The following is a 14,963-nucleotide window of genomic DNA, read 5'->3' as shown; positions in this document are numbered from 1 at the left end:
CTTTTACCGCGCGTGCTGAGCGAAATCGCCAGCCATCTTCACGTAGATACGACGCTTGTCCTCAGGCGTGCACGTGGTGATCAGGCGAGAGCCGGTGTTCTTGCTGTCGCGTACGCGGCACGTCCCGCCGCAAAGATACCGAATCTCGCACGTCTTGCATCCCTCGACATGGTCGACGTCGATCTGTGTTGCCAGTCCCCCCACCAGGTCGACGATGTCGCGCACGGGCATGTCGTCGATGTGGCAGACCTTTCCGTCCAGCAGATGGCACGGGTAGACCGACCCATCGGGACCGATCACCATCTGATCGGCGTATCCGCACGTGGCCATATAGCGCGTGATCTGGGGAGCGGAACCGTTGACCGTGGAGAGGAGGTCGCTCACTTCCTCTCGCGACGCAGGCCCTGCGGGGTCGATCTGGCTGCCGCGGCCGTGCGGCATGATGCCGTAGGTGAATTTGAAGACGACGTTCGGCGCCCCCGCGAAGCGGTCTCGCAGCTGGGGGAAATTCTGCACCCAGTTGGGCCATGTGGAGGGCACGATCGTCATGCCGATGCGCGTCGGAGTTCCCAGTTCGGCCAACCTGTCGACCGCCGCGATCGCATGCTTGAAGGAGTTGCGGCCGCGGATGGCGTCGTGTGACTCGGCGTCGGGTCCATCGATGCTGATCTGCACCAGGTCGACCAGCGGATGAATGCGCTCGGCCAGCTTGGGGATCAGCAGGCCGTTGCTGAACAGCGTCACCTTCATCCGGTGCGCCTTGGCGGCCGCCATGAGCTCGAGACAGCCGGGGTGCATCAGCGCCTCACCGCCGGTGAACAGCACCTGCTTGCCCCCGACCGCGGCGAAGTCGTCGATGAACCTGCGCCACCGCTCCGTCGGGAGCTCGTTCGCGCGATCGACGTGCGGGCTCGAGTCCGCGTAGCAGTGTGCGCATTCGAGCTGGCAGGCCTGCGTGAGGTGGAGGCGGGCGAACACCGTGACGCCTGAGGGCGTGCGGTCGCGGTAGCCCGTCAAGCCGCGAATCAGCCCGGAGGTCGCCAGGAGGGACACGACGTCCGAAGCTTCGCTCCATCCGACGTCGTTCGCGATGCTGCGCGGCGATTCGCCGGCCGCGAGTCTGGTGATGAGCCGGTGCTGTGCGTCGTCCGCCACTGCCAGCGCGGCCTCCTGGACGCCCACCCAGACGTGCGAGCCGTTCACCGGCTCGTGGTGCAGTTCGTGGACCAGCGGCACGGGTTCGTCGAGCGCGAGCGTGAGCTCCGCCGGCCCCGGGTCGGTCGGCGCTGCGCTCAGCGTGACGTGTTCAGCCTGCTCGTCGGCTGCTCGCTGCACCAGAGTGCGCATTTCCTCCTGCAGCGCGAGGGCGGAGATGTCCCGCGGGCGGGCTTTGGACGTGCATGACCCGCACCCGGACGTGTTCGCGGAGTTCAAGAGCGGCAGCTGCTTCAGCATTCCGCCTCCATTCGTGGGGACCGGAATCCGTAATCCCCGTGCCGAACCTGATCGAGGTGCCGCCGTTTGGCGGCGCGACTTTCGTTCGGATGGGTTATCGGGCCGGTCTTCCATCGGCCAGTTCGAGGACGACGCACCCGTCGGGCATAGGCTTGCTTGGTACGCGCGCCGGGTCGCCACCGATTTCCGATGATAGGGCGGGAGATCGCTTGAGAAACACTGAAACGCCGTGGATTCTCGGACTCAGCGCCGCACACAACGGCGGTGCGTGTCTGCTGCACGGAGACGAGATCGTCGCCGCCGTCCAAGAGGAACGGCTCTCGGGAATCAAGCGCGACCGCACCTACGGCGCCTCCGTCAGCCTGGCCACCGAGTACTGCCTGCGCCATGCCGGGATCGAGCCGCGGCAATTGGACGCCATCGTGCTGTGCGTGCAGGGGGAGGCGGGTCAGGCCGAGCAGGACGTGAGCCTGAATCGTCAACTGCGCCCGTGCTTCCACGGGATTCCCACCCTGCGGATTTCGCACCACCTCGGCCACGCCCTCAGCGCCTACGCCGTGTCGGGTTTCTCGGATGCCGCCATCCTCGTCGTGGACGGAATGGGGTCACCCGATCGAGATCTCAGCGAAGAGGAGTGCCGCGCCGTCATCGGCGCACCCGGCGGCTGGGAGATCATCTCGACGTACGAGGCGTCGGGAGCGACCGTCCGCCCCCTCGCCAAGCAGCTCGTCCCAGCAGGCAAGTGGCTGGACCGCGACGGCGCGGGAATGCCCGGCTTCGGCAGTATCGGCGGCATGTACTCCGCCGTCGCTCAGCAGATCTTCGGCGACCCCATGGACGCGGGCAAGGTCATGGGGCTGGCTCCGTTCGGTACGCCGTCGTTCCAGCCGCACGAGTTCGTGTCCGTGACCGACGGCTTGGCGACGTTCGCCACCGCCGTACCGGAGCGGTTTCCGCACTCCGACCGATGGCCTCTGCGCCGGCGCGAGTACGCCGACCTCGCCGCCTCGGTCCAGTCCGCCCTTGAGGAGGCGATCCTGGCGTTGGTGCGTCGGCTGCGCGCGTCGTCCACCTCGGCGAACCTGTGCTACTCCGGCGGCGTGGCGCTGAACTGCCTGGTGAACGAACGCCTGATGCACGAGTCCGGCTTCTCCGACGTCTTCGTCGCGCCCTTCGCCGAGGACAGCGGACCCGCCGTCGGCGCCGCGTTCTACGGTCTCTGGCGTCACCGCCGGCACCGACCTGCCAGGCTGGTGAGTGAGGGATTCGGGCACCGCTACGAACCGAGCGACGTGCAGGAAGCCATCCGGTCGGTCCCGCTCGTCGCCGTGTGCCCGGACCGGGACGTGACCGACATCGCCGACGTCGCTGCGGACCGGTTGGAGCGCGGACAGCTCGGGGCGTGGTTCGACGGCCGGAGCGAACTCGGCCCACGCGCGCTGGGGCAACGCAGCATCGTGGCGGATCCTCGCCGTGCGGAGCACAAGGTGAGGCTGAACCGCGACGTCAAGCAGCGAGAGGCGTTCCGCCCGTTCGCTCCGTCGGTGCTGGCCGAACACGTCCACACCTGGTTCGACGTCGACGAGACGCGGTGCGTCAGCCCGTTCATGCTGCGCACGTTCACCTTCCGACCGGGCTGCGGGTCCCGGGTGCCCGCCGTCGCGCACGTCGACGACAGCGCGCGCGTGCAATCCGTTCACGAAGAGCTCCAGCCGCGCTACCACGCGCTGATCCGGCGCTTCCACGAGCGCACCGGCGTGCCGATGATCTTGAATACCTCGCTGAACGGCTCCGGGCAGCCCATCGTCGAGACGCCGACCGACGCGTTGTGGACGATGCTCGAACTGGGGCTGGACTTCGCGGTGATCGAAGGCGTGCTCGTCGAGCCGGCGCCGGACTTCGACTCCATCCTGGGGCTGGTGCCCGTCATCGCCGCCGCCGGGTACACCGTCGACCACGCGCTCCCGCCAGGGCCAACGGCCTCGGTCGAGAGCCGGGCGTCGGCCGTCGCGTTCGAAGTGGCCACACCGTGGGGCAGCAGGGTCCAGCCGGTCACCGCGGAGGCGCTGTCCGTGCTGGCGTCGGTCGACGGCGTGTCGACGGGGCACGAGATCCACGAGCGGCTTCGGCGCGACCGGAACGACGAACTCACCGCCGCCCAGCTGACCCGGACGATGCGGTTCCTCCGCCGAACCCGGATTCTGGATTTCCGGGCAACGGTGCCCTCGATTCCATTGGTTGACCGCCAGGAGGTTGCAGCATCGTGACGGGCATCGAGACGCTGACACGCGCTCGGGTCGACAGCTTCGTGTCCTCCACCGCCGCCGAGCTCCGGCGCCGCTGGCGCCGGGCCGACAGCACCCGCGCATCGTTTCCATCCCTCGCCGCCGGAGCCATCGCGGACGGCCTCGCCCGCGAGCCCGTCACGGGCGACGACGTCCTGCACTGGGTACTCGACGGCGCCGAACTCCCCTTCCAGCCGCGGCTCGACGAGACCTTCGGGCAACCACCCGTCACGCTCTACCACGACGGCGAGTTCCAGCTCGACGCCCTGTACTGGGTCCAGAGCAGCACCGACGTGCACGCGCACGGATTCTCCGGTGCGTTCGCCGTCCTGGACGGTCAGAGCGTCCACACCCGCTTCGAGTTCGCCGAGACACACCGGTTCGACGACCACTTCATGATCGGACGGGTCGTCGCCACCGGTGCGGAGTTGCTCGACGTCGGAGCCGTGCACGAGATCCACGAAGGCCCCGCGTTGATCCACTCCGTCGTGCATCTCGGCTGCCCGAGCGTCACCCTGGTGGCGCGCACCTGTGGGCATTCCTCCCCCATCCCCGAGTACGCCTACTTCCCTCCCACCATCGCTCTCGACCCCAGCAAGGACGATCTGCTGCGCACGCGCACCGTGCAGTTGGTCAGAATGCTGATCCGTTCCGGCGCCACAGGGCTCGCCCGGACGGTGGAGACGCTGATCGCCCGTTGCGACGTGCACACGGCGTTCCTGGTGGTGCGCGAACTCAGTCGCAACGCGGCGGCCTCGACACTGGTGCATGCCGCGCTCGGGTGGTCGGAGGCGCGGTGGCCGGGAGTGGCGGGGCCGTTCGGCGACGCTGTGTCGGCCGAGCTGCGCCATGTGGGCGCCGTGACGATGTTGCACCGCATCACCGAGCCCGACCACCGGGTGGTGCTCGGAGCCCTGGCCGCGCTCGACGAACCCTCACAGGTGCGTGGGTTCCTGCGGAAGCACGTGGCCGCCGAAACCGATTCGCTCATCGCGGGCTTCGTACGCGCCGTGAGGGACACCGGCGCACTGGACATCCCCGCCGAGCGACCCTTCGACCACATGATGCTCCGACCGTTGGCATGCGAGGGAGCAGGATGAGGAACGACACGGCTCGCGTCACGGGCCAGCCCGGGCAGTGGGCCACGATCGTGCCCGGCCTCGCCCCCGATGTGTGTGCGGAACTCGCCGAGCGGTGCAGGTCTCTCGACACCGTCGCCACTGGCGTCGTCGGCCAGGAGTCCTTGCCCGATCACCGCGTCGGCCATTCACGTCTGCTTCCGCGGTCGGCGCTGTTCGAGGACGTCTACCAACTCATCTGGGACGCGGCCGAGGTGCTGAACCGCCACTACTTCGAGCTGGACGTGACCGAGATCGTCAAACCCCCGCAGTTCCTCGAGTACGTCGGGGGCCACGGGCACTTCCACTGGCACAACGACTACGGCCTCGAAAAACCGCTGTCCAAAAGGAAGTTGACCGTCAGCATCCAACTCAGCGATGGCCGCGACTACGAGGGCGGCGACCTCGAGGTGTTCGGCACGCCGCAGCCCATGCCGAGGACGCAGGGCAGCATCATCGTGCTCCCCGCCTTCGTACACCACAAGGTCACACCCGTGACATCGGGAATCAGGTGCGCCTTGGTCGGGTGGCTGGCCGGACCGCCCTTGCGCTAGGACGCAGCCACCGCAGCAGTTCGTCCCCGGGGTGCCTGTCGGTCAGGGGCTGTACGTCGTGGCGGCCGGGCTCTCGACGTCGTGAGGCGTCTCCGCGGGCCGGGCCGGTCGGCTCCGGTTCGCTTCCAGGGTGTCCTTGGCCACGAGGACGCCGTCCGACCAGCAGAGCCGGTAGAGATCGACCTGGTGCAGCAGGTCGCGGCCGGAGCGGTAGAAGTCGCAATCGGTACCGGGCGGTCGGGGTGCGGAACGGGCGTCGTCCGGCGGATACGGGAAGGCGCGTGCCGGAAGCAGACGGCCGAGCTCGGCGCGGGGGCGTCCCGGCTCCAGGGCATCGAACCGGGACGGTGTCAGCACTCCCGTCGTCAGCTGCCAGGCAAGATAGGCGGCGGCCGGGAGGAAGATCGCTGCCGCAGCGGCGGGCGCGGCGAACGCCGCAACGGTGCGGCGCCGCGCGGCGCGCCTCACCGCGGCGAGTCGTTCGGCGGATTCCGTGGCCCCGAGGTGGTCGGTGTGCGTGCCTGCCCCGGTGACGGCTGTCCGTTCCAGGGGGCGGGCCGTCGTCTGGTGGGGGAGGACGGCGGTGACGCGGAAGCCGCCCTGGTGCGGACCGGTGTGCAAGGCGCCGCCGAGGACCTCCATCCGTTCCCGAAGCCCTGTCAGTCCCCGGCCGCCGGTGGCGGACGTCTGCTCGTCGGCTTCTCCGGCCCGTGCGTCCGCCCGCGCGGCGTTCACGACACTCACGCGGGTGTGGTCGAGCGCGTGGTCGATCCGTATCCTGACGGCGCTTCCCGGGGCGTGCTTCACGGAGTTGGTGAGGCCCTCCCGCACCACCCGGTAGATTCCGCGTTCCACCAGCGGCGGCAGCACCGGCACCGGTCCGCGCTGCTCCCAGCTCACCGGCACCCCGGAGGCGGCCGCCCGGGCGACGAGGTCCGCGACCGTGTCCTTGACGGGCAGGCCGCCCGCGCCGGCCACGGTCCCGGTCCCGGTACCCGCGTCCCGTGGGTCGTGGAGGACGGTGACGGTCTGCCGCAGCTGCTCGACGGCATCGGCGATCGTCCCGCGCAGCTCGGCCAGGTCGGCGCGATCACGGTCGGTGAGGTCGGGGGAGAGTTCCAGGGCCCCGGCGCGCAGGGCGACCAGACTCAGGACATGGCCGAGCGAGTCGTGCATGTCGGCCGCGATGTCCGCGCGTTCGGTCAGCCGCGCCCGCTCCGCGACGAGATGCTGGCGCTCCTCCAGGCTCCGGGCCAACCTCCAGCCACCCCGCACGAGTTCGCGTCGGCCGCGCCAGTGGCGGCCCACCAGCCACGGCAGCAGGAGCGCCGCGGGTATCACGGTCAGGGTGTAGAACCACCACACGGCCGGTACCCGCAGCACCGCGCAGGTCGCGACGTCGACGACCAGGCACGCCGCAAGCACCACCAGCGCCGCCCGGGCCCGGGCGATCCGCACACCGAGCAGACAGCTCAACGCGGCCAGCGACAGGACGTGAGCGTTGGCCGGGGTCGCGGAATCCGCCAGACCCAGTGCGCACAGCCCGTTGACGACGAGCACCGCCGACGCCGGCCTGGTGCGGGCCAGCGGGACCGACACCGCCAGGACGGCCAGGGGGAGCAGCAGGTCCCGGACCGGAGAGGCGGCCCCGCCCGCGTCCCGGAACCCGTATCCGGTGACGGTCGCGAGCACGGCCCACAGCGCCCCGTCGGCGAGGACGAGCCTGGTCGGAGGGAGGAGAGGGTGCCGCATGGGGTGGGGACGTCCTTCCGGTCGGGTGGCGAGAGCCGCTCGCGTCGATTCTCGCTCGGGTACGTGGACCGGCCGCCCGCCTTCGCCCGCCGGGGCCGAAGCCCGGTCGTCCGGCGGCGACGCGGTCAGGCGTCCCTGCGGCGCAGCACGTACCGGCCGGTGATGTGCGCCACCGCCGTCCACGCGGCCACGATGAGGAGGGCCGTGGCCGAGGAGTACGGGGCGTCGCCGCCGGAGCGCATGAGATGGGAGCCCGCTCCGTACGGCAGGGCGTCGTTCACGGCCGCGAGCGCGTCGCTGCCGAGCCCCAGGAGCACGCTCGGCAGCGCCCACAGCAGCCCGGCGAGGACCGACAGCGCGCCGGCCGGATGCCGCGCGGCGAAAGCCACCCCGACGGTGAGTACGGCCACGAGCGCCTGATAGCCCCCGATCGCGAGGATCTGACCGACGGTCGTGCCGGCGTCGAAGGAGGCCCGCCCCTCGAACGCCGGCCAGGCGACGGCCGTGCCCACCACGGTGTACACGGCACCCGCGAGGGACGCGACCGCGCCCGCCACCAGCGCCTTCGCCGCCTGGACCCGATGCCGCCGCGGCACCCACAACAGGGAGGAACGCATGGTCCCCGTCGAGTACTCGGAGGTCACCGCGACCGCGGCCAGGACGACGACCGCGAACTGGGTGACGACCACGGAGGCGGCCACCGCGTTCCCCGCGGGCTGGACCGGGTGCTCGTTGATACGGGAGATCGAGGCGTAGTAGAAGGTGAACACGGCGGTGACCACGAGTCCCGCCAGAAGACAGAGGGAGGAGGCGCGGACGGACCAGAGCTTGGTCCACTCGCAGGCCACGGCCCCGGCGAAGCCACCAGCCCAGCGCCGTCCTGGAGCCGCGGGCTCCTCCTCGGGCCGCCCGGTCACCGGATTGCCGGTGGACATCCCGGTACTCACCGCTGTGCCCCCTTCTGCTCGGTGGCGCCCGAGGCGTACTCGACGCTCCGCGCGGTCAGGTCCATGTACGCCTGCTCCAGCGAAACCGTCACGTCGCCCAGCGCGTGCAGCCGCACGCCGCAGCGGTGGGCGAGGTCCCCGAGTTCGGCCGCGCTCATGCCACCCACGGCGAGTTCCCCCGACGCGGACGTCTCCACACGCACGTCGGTGGCCGCCGTCAGACAGCGGACCAGCGCGGACCGCCCTTCCGGGTCGGGCACCGAGGCCCGAGCCGAGGCGGGCGACGCGGCAGCCAGGAACGACGCCAGGGACGTGTCGCTCAGCAGCCGCCCCCGCCCGATCACCACGAGATGATCGGCCGTCACCTGCATCTCGCTCATCAGATGGCTGGACAGGAACACGGTGCGCCCCTGCGCCGCCTGGTCCCGCACGAGTCCGCGGATCCACTGCACCCCGTCGGGGTCGAGGCCGTTGACCGGTTCGTCCAGGATCAGCACCGGAGGGTCGCCGAGCAGAGCGCCCGCCACTCCCAACCGCCCGCTCATACCCAGGGAGTACGTCCCCGCAGGTCTGCGGGACGCCTCGGCCAGACCCACCGCCTCCAGGACTTCGTCCACCCGTCGTACCCCGATGCCGTTGGCCCGGGCCTGGGCGACCAGGTGCGCGCGGCCGGAGCGGGCCGGGTGGACGGCGCGGGCGTCCAGCATCGCCCCGACCGCCCGCAACGGCCGGCGGAGGTCGGCGTAGGGCCGGCCGGCGATCAGGGCCCGTCCGCGTGTGGGGCGGTCGAGCCCCAGGATCATGCGCATCGTCGTCGACTTCCCGGCCCCGTTGGGGCCGAGGAAGCCGGTCACCCGGCCGGCGTGGACGTCGAGCGTCAGGTCGTCCACGGCCGGCGTCTCGCCGTAGCGTTTGGTCAGTCCTCGAAGGCTGATCACGAGATTTCCTTGCTGTAGGTCGGAGGACTCGGCGCACGGGACGCGAAGCGCGGCGTCCGGAACGTGGCAGCCCGTCGTGTTTCCCGTACGGCGTCGACGCTATGAGCGCACGAGGCCGTCGCACATGGGCCGAAGGGAAGAGGCGCCCTGCCTTTCGTCAGGGGGAGCACCCCACCCCGGGGACGAACTCCGCGGCTCACCCCCGGCACGGCCCTGAGCCCGCCGTAGGCTCTTCGCGTGGAAGAGACGACGCCGCACAGCCGGCCGGTACGCGTCCTGGTAGCCGACGACGAGGCGATGGTCCGGGCCGGCATCCGGGCCATCCTGGCCCGGGACCCGCACGTCGACGTGGTCGCCGAGGCGGGCGACGGCAGCGAGGCCCTCGTGCTCACCCGCCGGCATCGGCCGGACGTGGTCCTGCTGGACATCCAGATGCCGGGCCTCGACGGGCTGACGACGGTGGCCCGGCTCCGCCGCGAGCCGACACCCGTCGGCGTGATCATGCTGACGACCTTCGGCCAGGACGAGTACATCACCCGGGCACTGGAGGAAGGCGCCGACGGATTCCTGCTGAAGGCGGACGACCCCAGAGAACTCCTCAACGGCGTACGGGCGGTCGGCGCCGGCGGCGCCTACCTGTCACCCCGGGTCGCCGGCCGGGTCATCGCCGGAATGCGCGCCCACCGCACGGCCCATCCCCACCGCTCCCTGGACCGGCTCACGCAGCGGGAACGCGACGTCCTGACCGGGCTCGCCGCAGGGCTGTCCAACGCGGAGATAGCGGGCCGGCTGCACCTCGTCGAGGGCACCGTGAAAGCACATGTCAGCGCCGTCCTGACGAAACTGGGCGCCCGCAACCGGGTGGAGGCGGCCGTCGCCGCCCACGAGGCGGGCCTGACCCGGTCGCACCGCGGGTGAAGGCGAGCTGAAGGAGAGGCGCCCCGGTCGGTGAGCGGCGGCGCGCCCCCCGGCGGTCAGGACGTGCGGCTTCCCTCGCCGTCCAACCAGAGGAGGCGGGTCGACAACCCTGCCGGAGGAGCAGGCCAGGACGCGTGTCGTGTCCGTCCGGTTGCGTGAGGACGATCACTCTGTTCGTTGCGGTGCCGTGTCAACCGGGGACCGCGCGGCGGGCGTATGCGGGGTGTAGTCGGAGATCCGGGAGATATTCGTTGACGGTCGAGGAGTTCGAAGAGTTCTACGCCCATGCGGTGGCGCGGCTCACGGGGCAGTTGTACGTGATGCTGGGCGATCTGCACGAGGCGCAGGACGTCGTGCAGGAGGCCTTCGTCAAGGGCTGGAACCGTCGGCGGCAGCTGGACCGGGACGGGCAGGCTGAGGCCTGGATCCGCACGGTCGCGTGGCGGCTCGCCGTCAGCCGCTGGCGGCGCCGCCGACGGACGAGCGAGGCGTGGCGGCGCGGCACGGTGCAGCCGGCGGCCGTCGAGGGGCCCGGGCCCGACCACCTCGTCCTCGTCGAGGCGATGCGGGACCTGCCGCAGCAGCAGCGGCGGACCCTCGCCCTGCACTACCTCTGCGACCTGAGCGTCGACCAGGTCGCCGCCGAGACCGGCCTGTCCGCCGGCACCGTCAAGACCCACCTGTCCCGCGGCCGGGCGGCGCTCGCCGGCCGCATCGAGGATCCGCACGACCCTCGTACCGCCCGCCCGTCCAGCGAGGAGGCACCCGATGCATGACTTCCCCGGTCCGTCGCAGGACCCCGCCCCCGGCCCGTCCCACGACGCCTCCCAGGATCCGCTGAAGGCGCTGTTCGAGCAGGCGGCGGCAGCGGGCCGGTCCCGGGCGACGTACGCGCCGGCGGGTGAGATCAGCGCCCGTGGCCGACGCGTCCACCGGCACCGCGTCGCGGTGCTTGCCGCGGGGGCCTGCCTGGTGGTGGGCGCGGGCGGGGTCGGGCTGGGCGCCGCGCTGTCGGGGCCGTCCCGGCCGGTCGCCCCCGCGACGAGCCCGTCCGTGACCGGGCCGGCCCCTGCCGGCACGGCCACCGGTCCGTCCACCCCTCTCTCGTCGCCGACGCAGGCCCCGTCGGCCGGCGCCACGTCCTCTCCGCCCGCTGGTGAGCCCACGTCGACGAGCACCATCGGGTCGGACAGCTCCACGACTGCGCCCCCGTCCGGCAGGTTCAGGAGCACCACGCCGCCGGGCGGTTCCGCCACCACCGCCCCGCCCGGCGGCGCCGGGTAGCACCCGCCCGCCCACCCCCCCAGGGACCGCCGTCGCCCCGAGGTCGTCCCTCGCCCCGTCGCGCCTTCGAAGTGAGTGCACATCACCATGACAGTGACAGACGATGACTTTCAGGACGTCCGCGAGGCAAGGGTCGCCCGTACGGGGCGGGGCGCGGGCTGCGGCGTGCGGGGCGCGCCCGACATACCCGCCTCGCCCCCGTACCCGTCCGCGTCCCGGAGGTCGCGTCCGCGTCTCCCTCTCGTGGTGCGCAGGGCCCTGCGCCACCTGGACGGCGCCGACCGCGACGTCCTGGTCCTCTACCTCGCCACCCGGGTCGCGTTGCTCCTCACCGCGTACTGCACCGCCTGGCTCTTCCCCCACGACCCGGAGAGCCACGTGCCCGCCCCCTTCGGCGCGGTCGTGGGCCGATGGGACTGGAACCACTACCTGCACATCGCCCGGGACGGGTACTTCCCCGACGACCCCGCCGCCCGCCCCGGCGAGTGGGACAACCGGGAGGCCTTCTTCCCCGGCTTCCCCCTCGCCCTGCGGTCGGCACACCTCCTCCTCGGCGACTGGATCGCCGCCGGGCTCGCGGTCTCCCTGGCCGCGGGGGCCGTCGCGGTCGTCGCCCTCGCCCGCATCGCCCGCCACCACCTGCCGGAGCCGGGCGGCCCCCGCCGCGCCGCGCTGCTCCTCCTCGCCTCGCCGTGCGCGGTCTTCCTCGCCGTCGGCTACACCGAGTCGCTCTTTCTCGCCTTCGCCCTCCCGGCCTGGCTCGCCGCCCGCCGCGACGCCTGGCGGCTTGCCTCGCTCCTCGCGGCCGGTGCCACCACCGTGCGCGTGACCGGCCTCTTCCTGGTCGCCGCGCTCGTCGTCCAATTCGCCCTCACGGCCCGCCGCAGGGGCACGCTGCGCGCGTTCCCCTGGCCGGCGCTGCCTGCGGTCCCGCCGCTGCTCTACGTCGGATACCTGTACAGCCGGACCGGGGACTGGATGGCATGGAAGCACGCCCAGGAGCGCGGCTGGTACCGGCAGTTCCACTCCCCGTGGGAGTCGTGGAGCACCACCTGGGAGGCCGCCTTCGGGCAGGCCTACCCGACCCCGTACGCGCTCCTGTGGCAGGGCGAACTCGTCGCGATGCTGGTGGGGATCGCGACCGTCGTCCTGCTCGCGCGGGCACGACGCTGGCCGGAAGCCGTCTACGTCGCGCTCAGCCTCTGGGCGCTGGGCACCTCGTACTGGTACATGTCCATCCCGCGCGCCACGTTGCTCTGGTGGCCCCTGTGGATCGGCCTCGCCGGATGGACACTGCGCTCCTCCCGGCGGACGGCGGTCTGGTTCTGCCTGTCGGTCCCGCTCTGCGTGATCCTCGCTGTGACCTACTTCTCGGGGCGCTGGGCGGGCTGAGGCCCCGCCGCGTCCCGCCCCTCCCGGTCGTCCTTCCGCCGCGCCGGGCCCGGAGGCGGTACGTCCCCGGGCTGAGGAGGCGCACGACCGGAGGGATCGGATGGCCCGCAAGTGCCTGGGCGTCGAACGCCATCCGTGGATCATGCCGGGGGAGCGGCCGAGCGGTCCCGGACCTCGCCTCCCGTCCCGTACGGGCCGCCCCCCCGGCTCCGCCGCGGCGTGCGCGGCGTCGCGTCCGGGATCACACTGGGCAGAGTGAGCAGCCGGACAGAACCCGGTCCGCCGCCGCGCCCCGCGCGGCAGGAGGGCGGGCGGTTCCCGAACCAGACCGTGGCACTCGCGGCGATGATGTTCGCGGTGGCGATGACCTTCATCGACCAGACCATCGTCTCCATCGCCGCGCCCGACATCGTGCGCGAGCTGGGACTCTCCAGTTCGGGCATGCAGTGGGTGGTCAACGCCTACCTGCTGGCCCTCGCCGCGTTCTTCGCCCTCGGCGGCCGCCTGGCCGACCTGTACGGGCCACGGCGCATCGTGGTCATCGGCACGCTCGTCTTCGTGATCGCGTCGGTCCTCTGCGGCTGCGTCCCCTCGGGTACCTATGCCCAGCCCTGGCTCATCGCCTTCCGGGCCGTCCAGGGCCTCGGCGCGGCGCTGCTGTTCCCGGCCGCGCTGGCCGTGGTCGTGGCCGTCTTCCCCGTCGAACGGCGGGGCAGGGCCCTCGCCCTGTTCTTCGGGATCTCCGGTGCGCTGACCGCCGTCGGCCCGCTCCTCGGCGGCTGGCTCACGGCCTCCTGGACCTGGCGCGCCGTCTTCTGGGTGAACGTCCCCGTCGCCGTCATCGCCCTGGTCCTCACCGCCCTCGCCCACATCACGAACCGCCCGCGCCCCGGCACCCTCGACGTGCCCGGCGCGGCCCTCGTCGCCGCCGGCATGGGCCTGAGCGTCCTCGGCTTCCAGCAGGCCTGGACCTGGGGATGGGGCAACTGGGCGACCTGGCTGTGCGTCGTCGGCGGTCTCGTGATCCTGTACGTGTTCGTACGGTACGAGCGCGGTGTCCGCCACCCCCTGATCGACCTGCGGGTCTTCCAGGACAAGGCGTTCCGGGCGGACACGGCCGTGCTGTTCTTCGCGATGCTCGCGTTCGTGCCGGTGTTCTTCTTCTCCTCCGTCTACGCCCAGGTGTCCCTCAGCGCCTCCCCGAACCAGGCGGCGCTCTTCCTGCTCTACTTCTTCGCCGGCTTCGCCCTCGCCTCCCAGTGGGGCGGCCGGATCCTCGACAAACGGGGCGCGCGCCCCGCGCTGAAGGCCGGAGCGGTCCTGGGCGCGGTCGGCTTCGCCCTCTGGGCCCACGAACTCACCAACCTGTCCATGCACGACCAGTGGCCCTACGCGGCCCTGGCCGGCGCGGGCATCGGCTTCATCCTGGCCCCGGCGTCGACGGACGCGGTCAACCGGGCCATCGGCGCCTCGTACGGCGAGGTCACCGGCATCACCCAGACCGTCCGCAACTACGCGGCGAGCGTCGGCCTCGCGGTCTTCGGCACCCTGTTGTCCCGGGCCATGACGCAGAACGTGACGGACACGCTCCGGGCGCGGGGCGTCTCGCCCGCCGTGGCGGACCAGGTCGCGCGCGGCATCACCGACTCCGTCTCCGGCCACGGCGACGGGACCCCGCCGACCGGCACCGGTCCTGTCGCCGAGGCCACCCGCGACGCCATGTCGGCCATCCAGACGGACTTCGCCCAGGCCAACCAGTGGGTCTTCTACGGCATGGCCGTCGCCCTCGCCCTGGCCTTCGTGTGCGCCCTGCGCCACCCGGGCGGCCGGGTCGCCGTCAAGGACCCGACGCCAGCGGACCCGAGTGCGGAGCGCGGCGCCTGACGGCAGGAGGCCGGCGTCCGGGAACGCGGACGCCCGGGGCGCGGTGGACCCGTGGGCGCGGTGCTCCATGAGGCCGTCATCGGCGGTGCGGGTGAGGCGCCGGGGGGCCGCTGACCAGGGGGCGCTCCGGGTGGGCACCACCGGCGGACGCGCCGGACCGGCGGGGACGCCGGTGGAGGCCGCCTGAGACGCCTTCCCGACGCGACCCCCGCCCCGATGCGGCGCGGCCGCCCGCGGAGCGCGGTCGATGGGTGCCGCCGAACTGGCGAAGGCTTTGCCTGTGGCGCATTCCCCTGCGAGCCGAACCGTGGATACCGGCGTCCGAAGGTATCGCGCACGTCAAGTGGGGCCGAAATGAGCCGGGTTGGGGGATCGCGGGCTCCGGCGGGAGTGTTGACCGTCGCCCGAGGGGCGGCGCACACTCCACATGCATGGC

At 71.9% G+C, this 14,963-nt stretch carries 12 protein-coding genes; 8 read left to right on the top strand and 4 right to left on the bottom strand.

Annotation, left to right across the window (positions count from 1 at the left end):
• Positions 1 to 3 precede the first annotated feature (3 nt).
• The gene (locus tag OG309_RS01480; RefSeq protein WP_329417569.1) at positions 4 to 1,455 is read right to left on the bottom strand and encodes a radical SAM/SPASM domain-containing protein; all 1,452 of its coding nucleotides are present in this window, start codon (positions 1,453 to 1,455) and stop codon (positions 4 to 6) included.
• A 209-nt stretch (positions 1,456 to 1,664) separates the two neighbouring features.
• On the opposite strand from OG309_RS01480, the gene OG309_RS01475 reads away from it, so the two are divergent.
• Genes OG309_RS01475 through OG309_RS01465 form a run of 3 tightly spaced genes read left to right on the top strand, consistent with a single transcriptional unit; the run spans position 1,665 to position 5,412 of the window.
• On the top strand, positions 1,665 to 3,722 hold the full coding sequence (locus OG309_RS01475; RefSeq protein ID WP_329417567.1) for a carbamoyltransferase family protein: 2,058 nt from the start codon (positions 1,665 to 1,667) through the stop codon (positions 3,720 to 3,722).
• Positions 3,719 to 4,840 (top strand): hypothetical protein, encoded by a 1,122-nt coding sequence (locus tag OG309_RS01470; RefSeq protein WP_329417565.1) that lies wholly within the window; start codon positions 3,719 to 3,721, stop codon positions 4,838 to 4,840. Before OG309_RS01475 ends, OG309_RS01470 begins: the two co-directional genes overlap by 4 nt.
• Positions 4,837 to 5,412 carry a 2OG-Fe(II) oxygenase gene (locus tag OG309_RS01465; protein ID WP_329417563.1) on the top strand — a complete coding sequence of 192 codons (576 nt, stop codon included), beginning with the start codon at positions 4,837 to 4,839 and terminating at the stop codon, positions 5,410 to 5,412. Before OG309_RS01470 ends, OG309_RS01465 begins: the two co-directional genes overlap by 4 nt.
• A 42-nt stretch (positions 5,413 to 5,454) precedes the next feature.
• Here the strand turns inward: OG309_RS01465 and OG309_RS01460 are convergent, their stop codons facing one another.
• From OG309_RS01460 to OG309_RS01450, 3 genes are all read right to left on the bottom strand, one after another.
• Positions 5,455 to 7,164, bottom strand: a complete 1,710-nt coding sequence (locus tag OG309_RS01460) for a sensor histidine kinase (protein WP_329417561.1) — start codon at positions 7,162 to 7,164, stop codon at positions 5,455 to 5,457.
• Positions 7,165 to 7,289: 125 nt separating this feature from the next.
• Complete coding sequence (locus OG309_RS01455) at positions 7,290 to 8,111, bottom strand: ABC transporter permease (protein WP_329417559.1); 822 nt, start codon at positions 8,109 to 8,111, stop codon at positions 7,290 to 7,292.
• The gene (locus OG309_RS01450; RefSeq protein WP_329417557.1) at positions 8,108 to 9,049 is read right to left on the bottom strand and encodes an ATP-binding cassette domain-containing protein; all 942 of its coding nucleotides are present in this window, start codon (positions 9,047 to 9,049) and stop codon (positions 8,108 to 8,110) included. The genes OG309_RS01455 and OG309_RS01450 overlap by 4 nt, the downstream gene beginning before the upstream one ends.
• A gap of 237 nt (positions 9,050 to 9,286) precedes the next feature.
• Here OG309_RS01450 and OG309_RS01445 point away from each other — a divergent pair, with 237 nt between their 5' ends.
• The 5 genes from OG309_RS01445 to OG309_RS01425 all read left to right on the top strand — a co-directional run bounded on the left by OG309_RS01445 (position 9,287) and on the right by OG309_RS01425 (position 14,527).
• Positions 9,287 to 9,967 (top strand): response regulator transcription factor, encoded by a 681-nt coding sequence (locus OG309_RS01445; RefSeq protein WP_329417554.1) that lies wholly within the window; start codon positions 9,287 to 9,289, stop codon positions 9,965 to 9,967.
• Positions 9,968 to 10,218: 251 nt separating this feature from the next.
• Positions 10,219 to 10,743 carry a SigE family RNA polymerase sigma factor gene (locus OG309_RS01440; RefSeq protein ID WP_329417552.1) on the top strand — a complete coding sequence of 175 codons (525 nt, stop codon included), beginning with the start codon at positions 10,219 to 10,221 and terminating at the stop codon, positions 10,741 to 10,743.
• Complete coding sequence (locus OG309_RS01435; RefSeq protein WP_329417550.1) at positions 10,736 to 11,251, top strand: hypothetical protein; 516 nt, start codon at positions 10,736 to 10,738, stop codon at positions 11,249 to 11,251. Before OG309_RS01440 ends, OG309_RS01435 begins: the two co-directional genes overlap by 8 nt.
• Positions 11,252 to 11,497: 246 nt before the next feature.
• Complete coding sequence (locus tag OG309_RS01430; RefSeq protein WP_329417549.1) at positions 11,498 to 12,643, top strand: mannosyltransferase family protein; 1,146 nt, start codon at positions 11,498 to 11,500, stop codon at positions 12,641 to 12,643.
• A gap of 345 nt (positions 12,644 to 12,988) precedes the next feature.
• A complete protein-coding gene (locus tag OG309_RS01425) occupies positions 12,989 to 14,527 on the top strand; it encodes an MFS transporter (RefSeq protein ID WP_329428075.1) in 1,539 nt (512 codons plus the stop codon).
• The last annotated feature ends 436 nt before the right edge of the window (positions 14,528 to 14,963 follow it).

It is taken from the genome of Streptomyces sp. NBC_01268 (assembly GCF_036240795.1).
Classification (GTDB): Bacteria; Actinomycetota; Actinomycetes; order Streptomycetales; family Streptomycetaceae; genus Streptomyces.
Note: the sequence above shows the minus strand (reverse complement) of the source record. Positions and strands in the feature narration are given on the sequence as shown.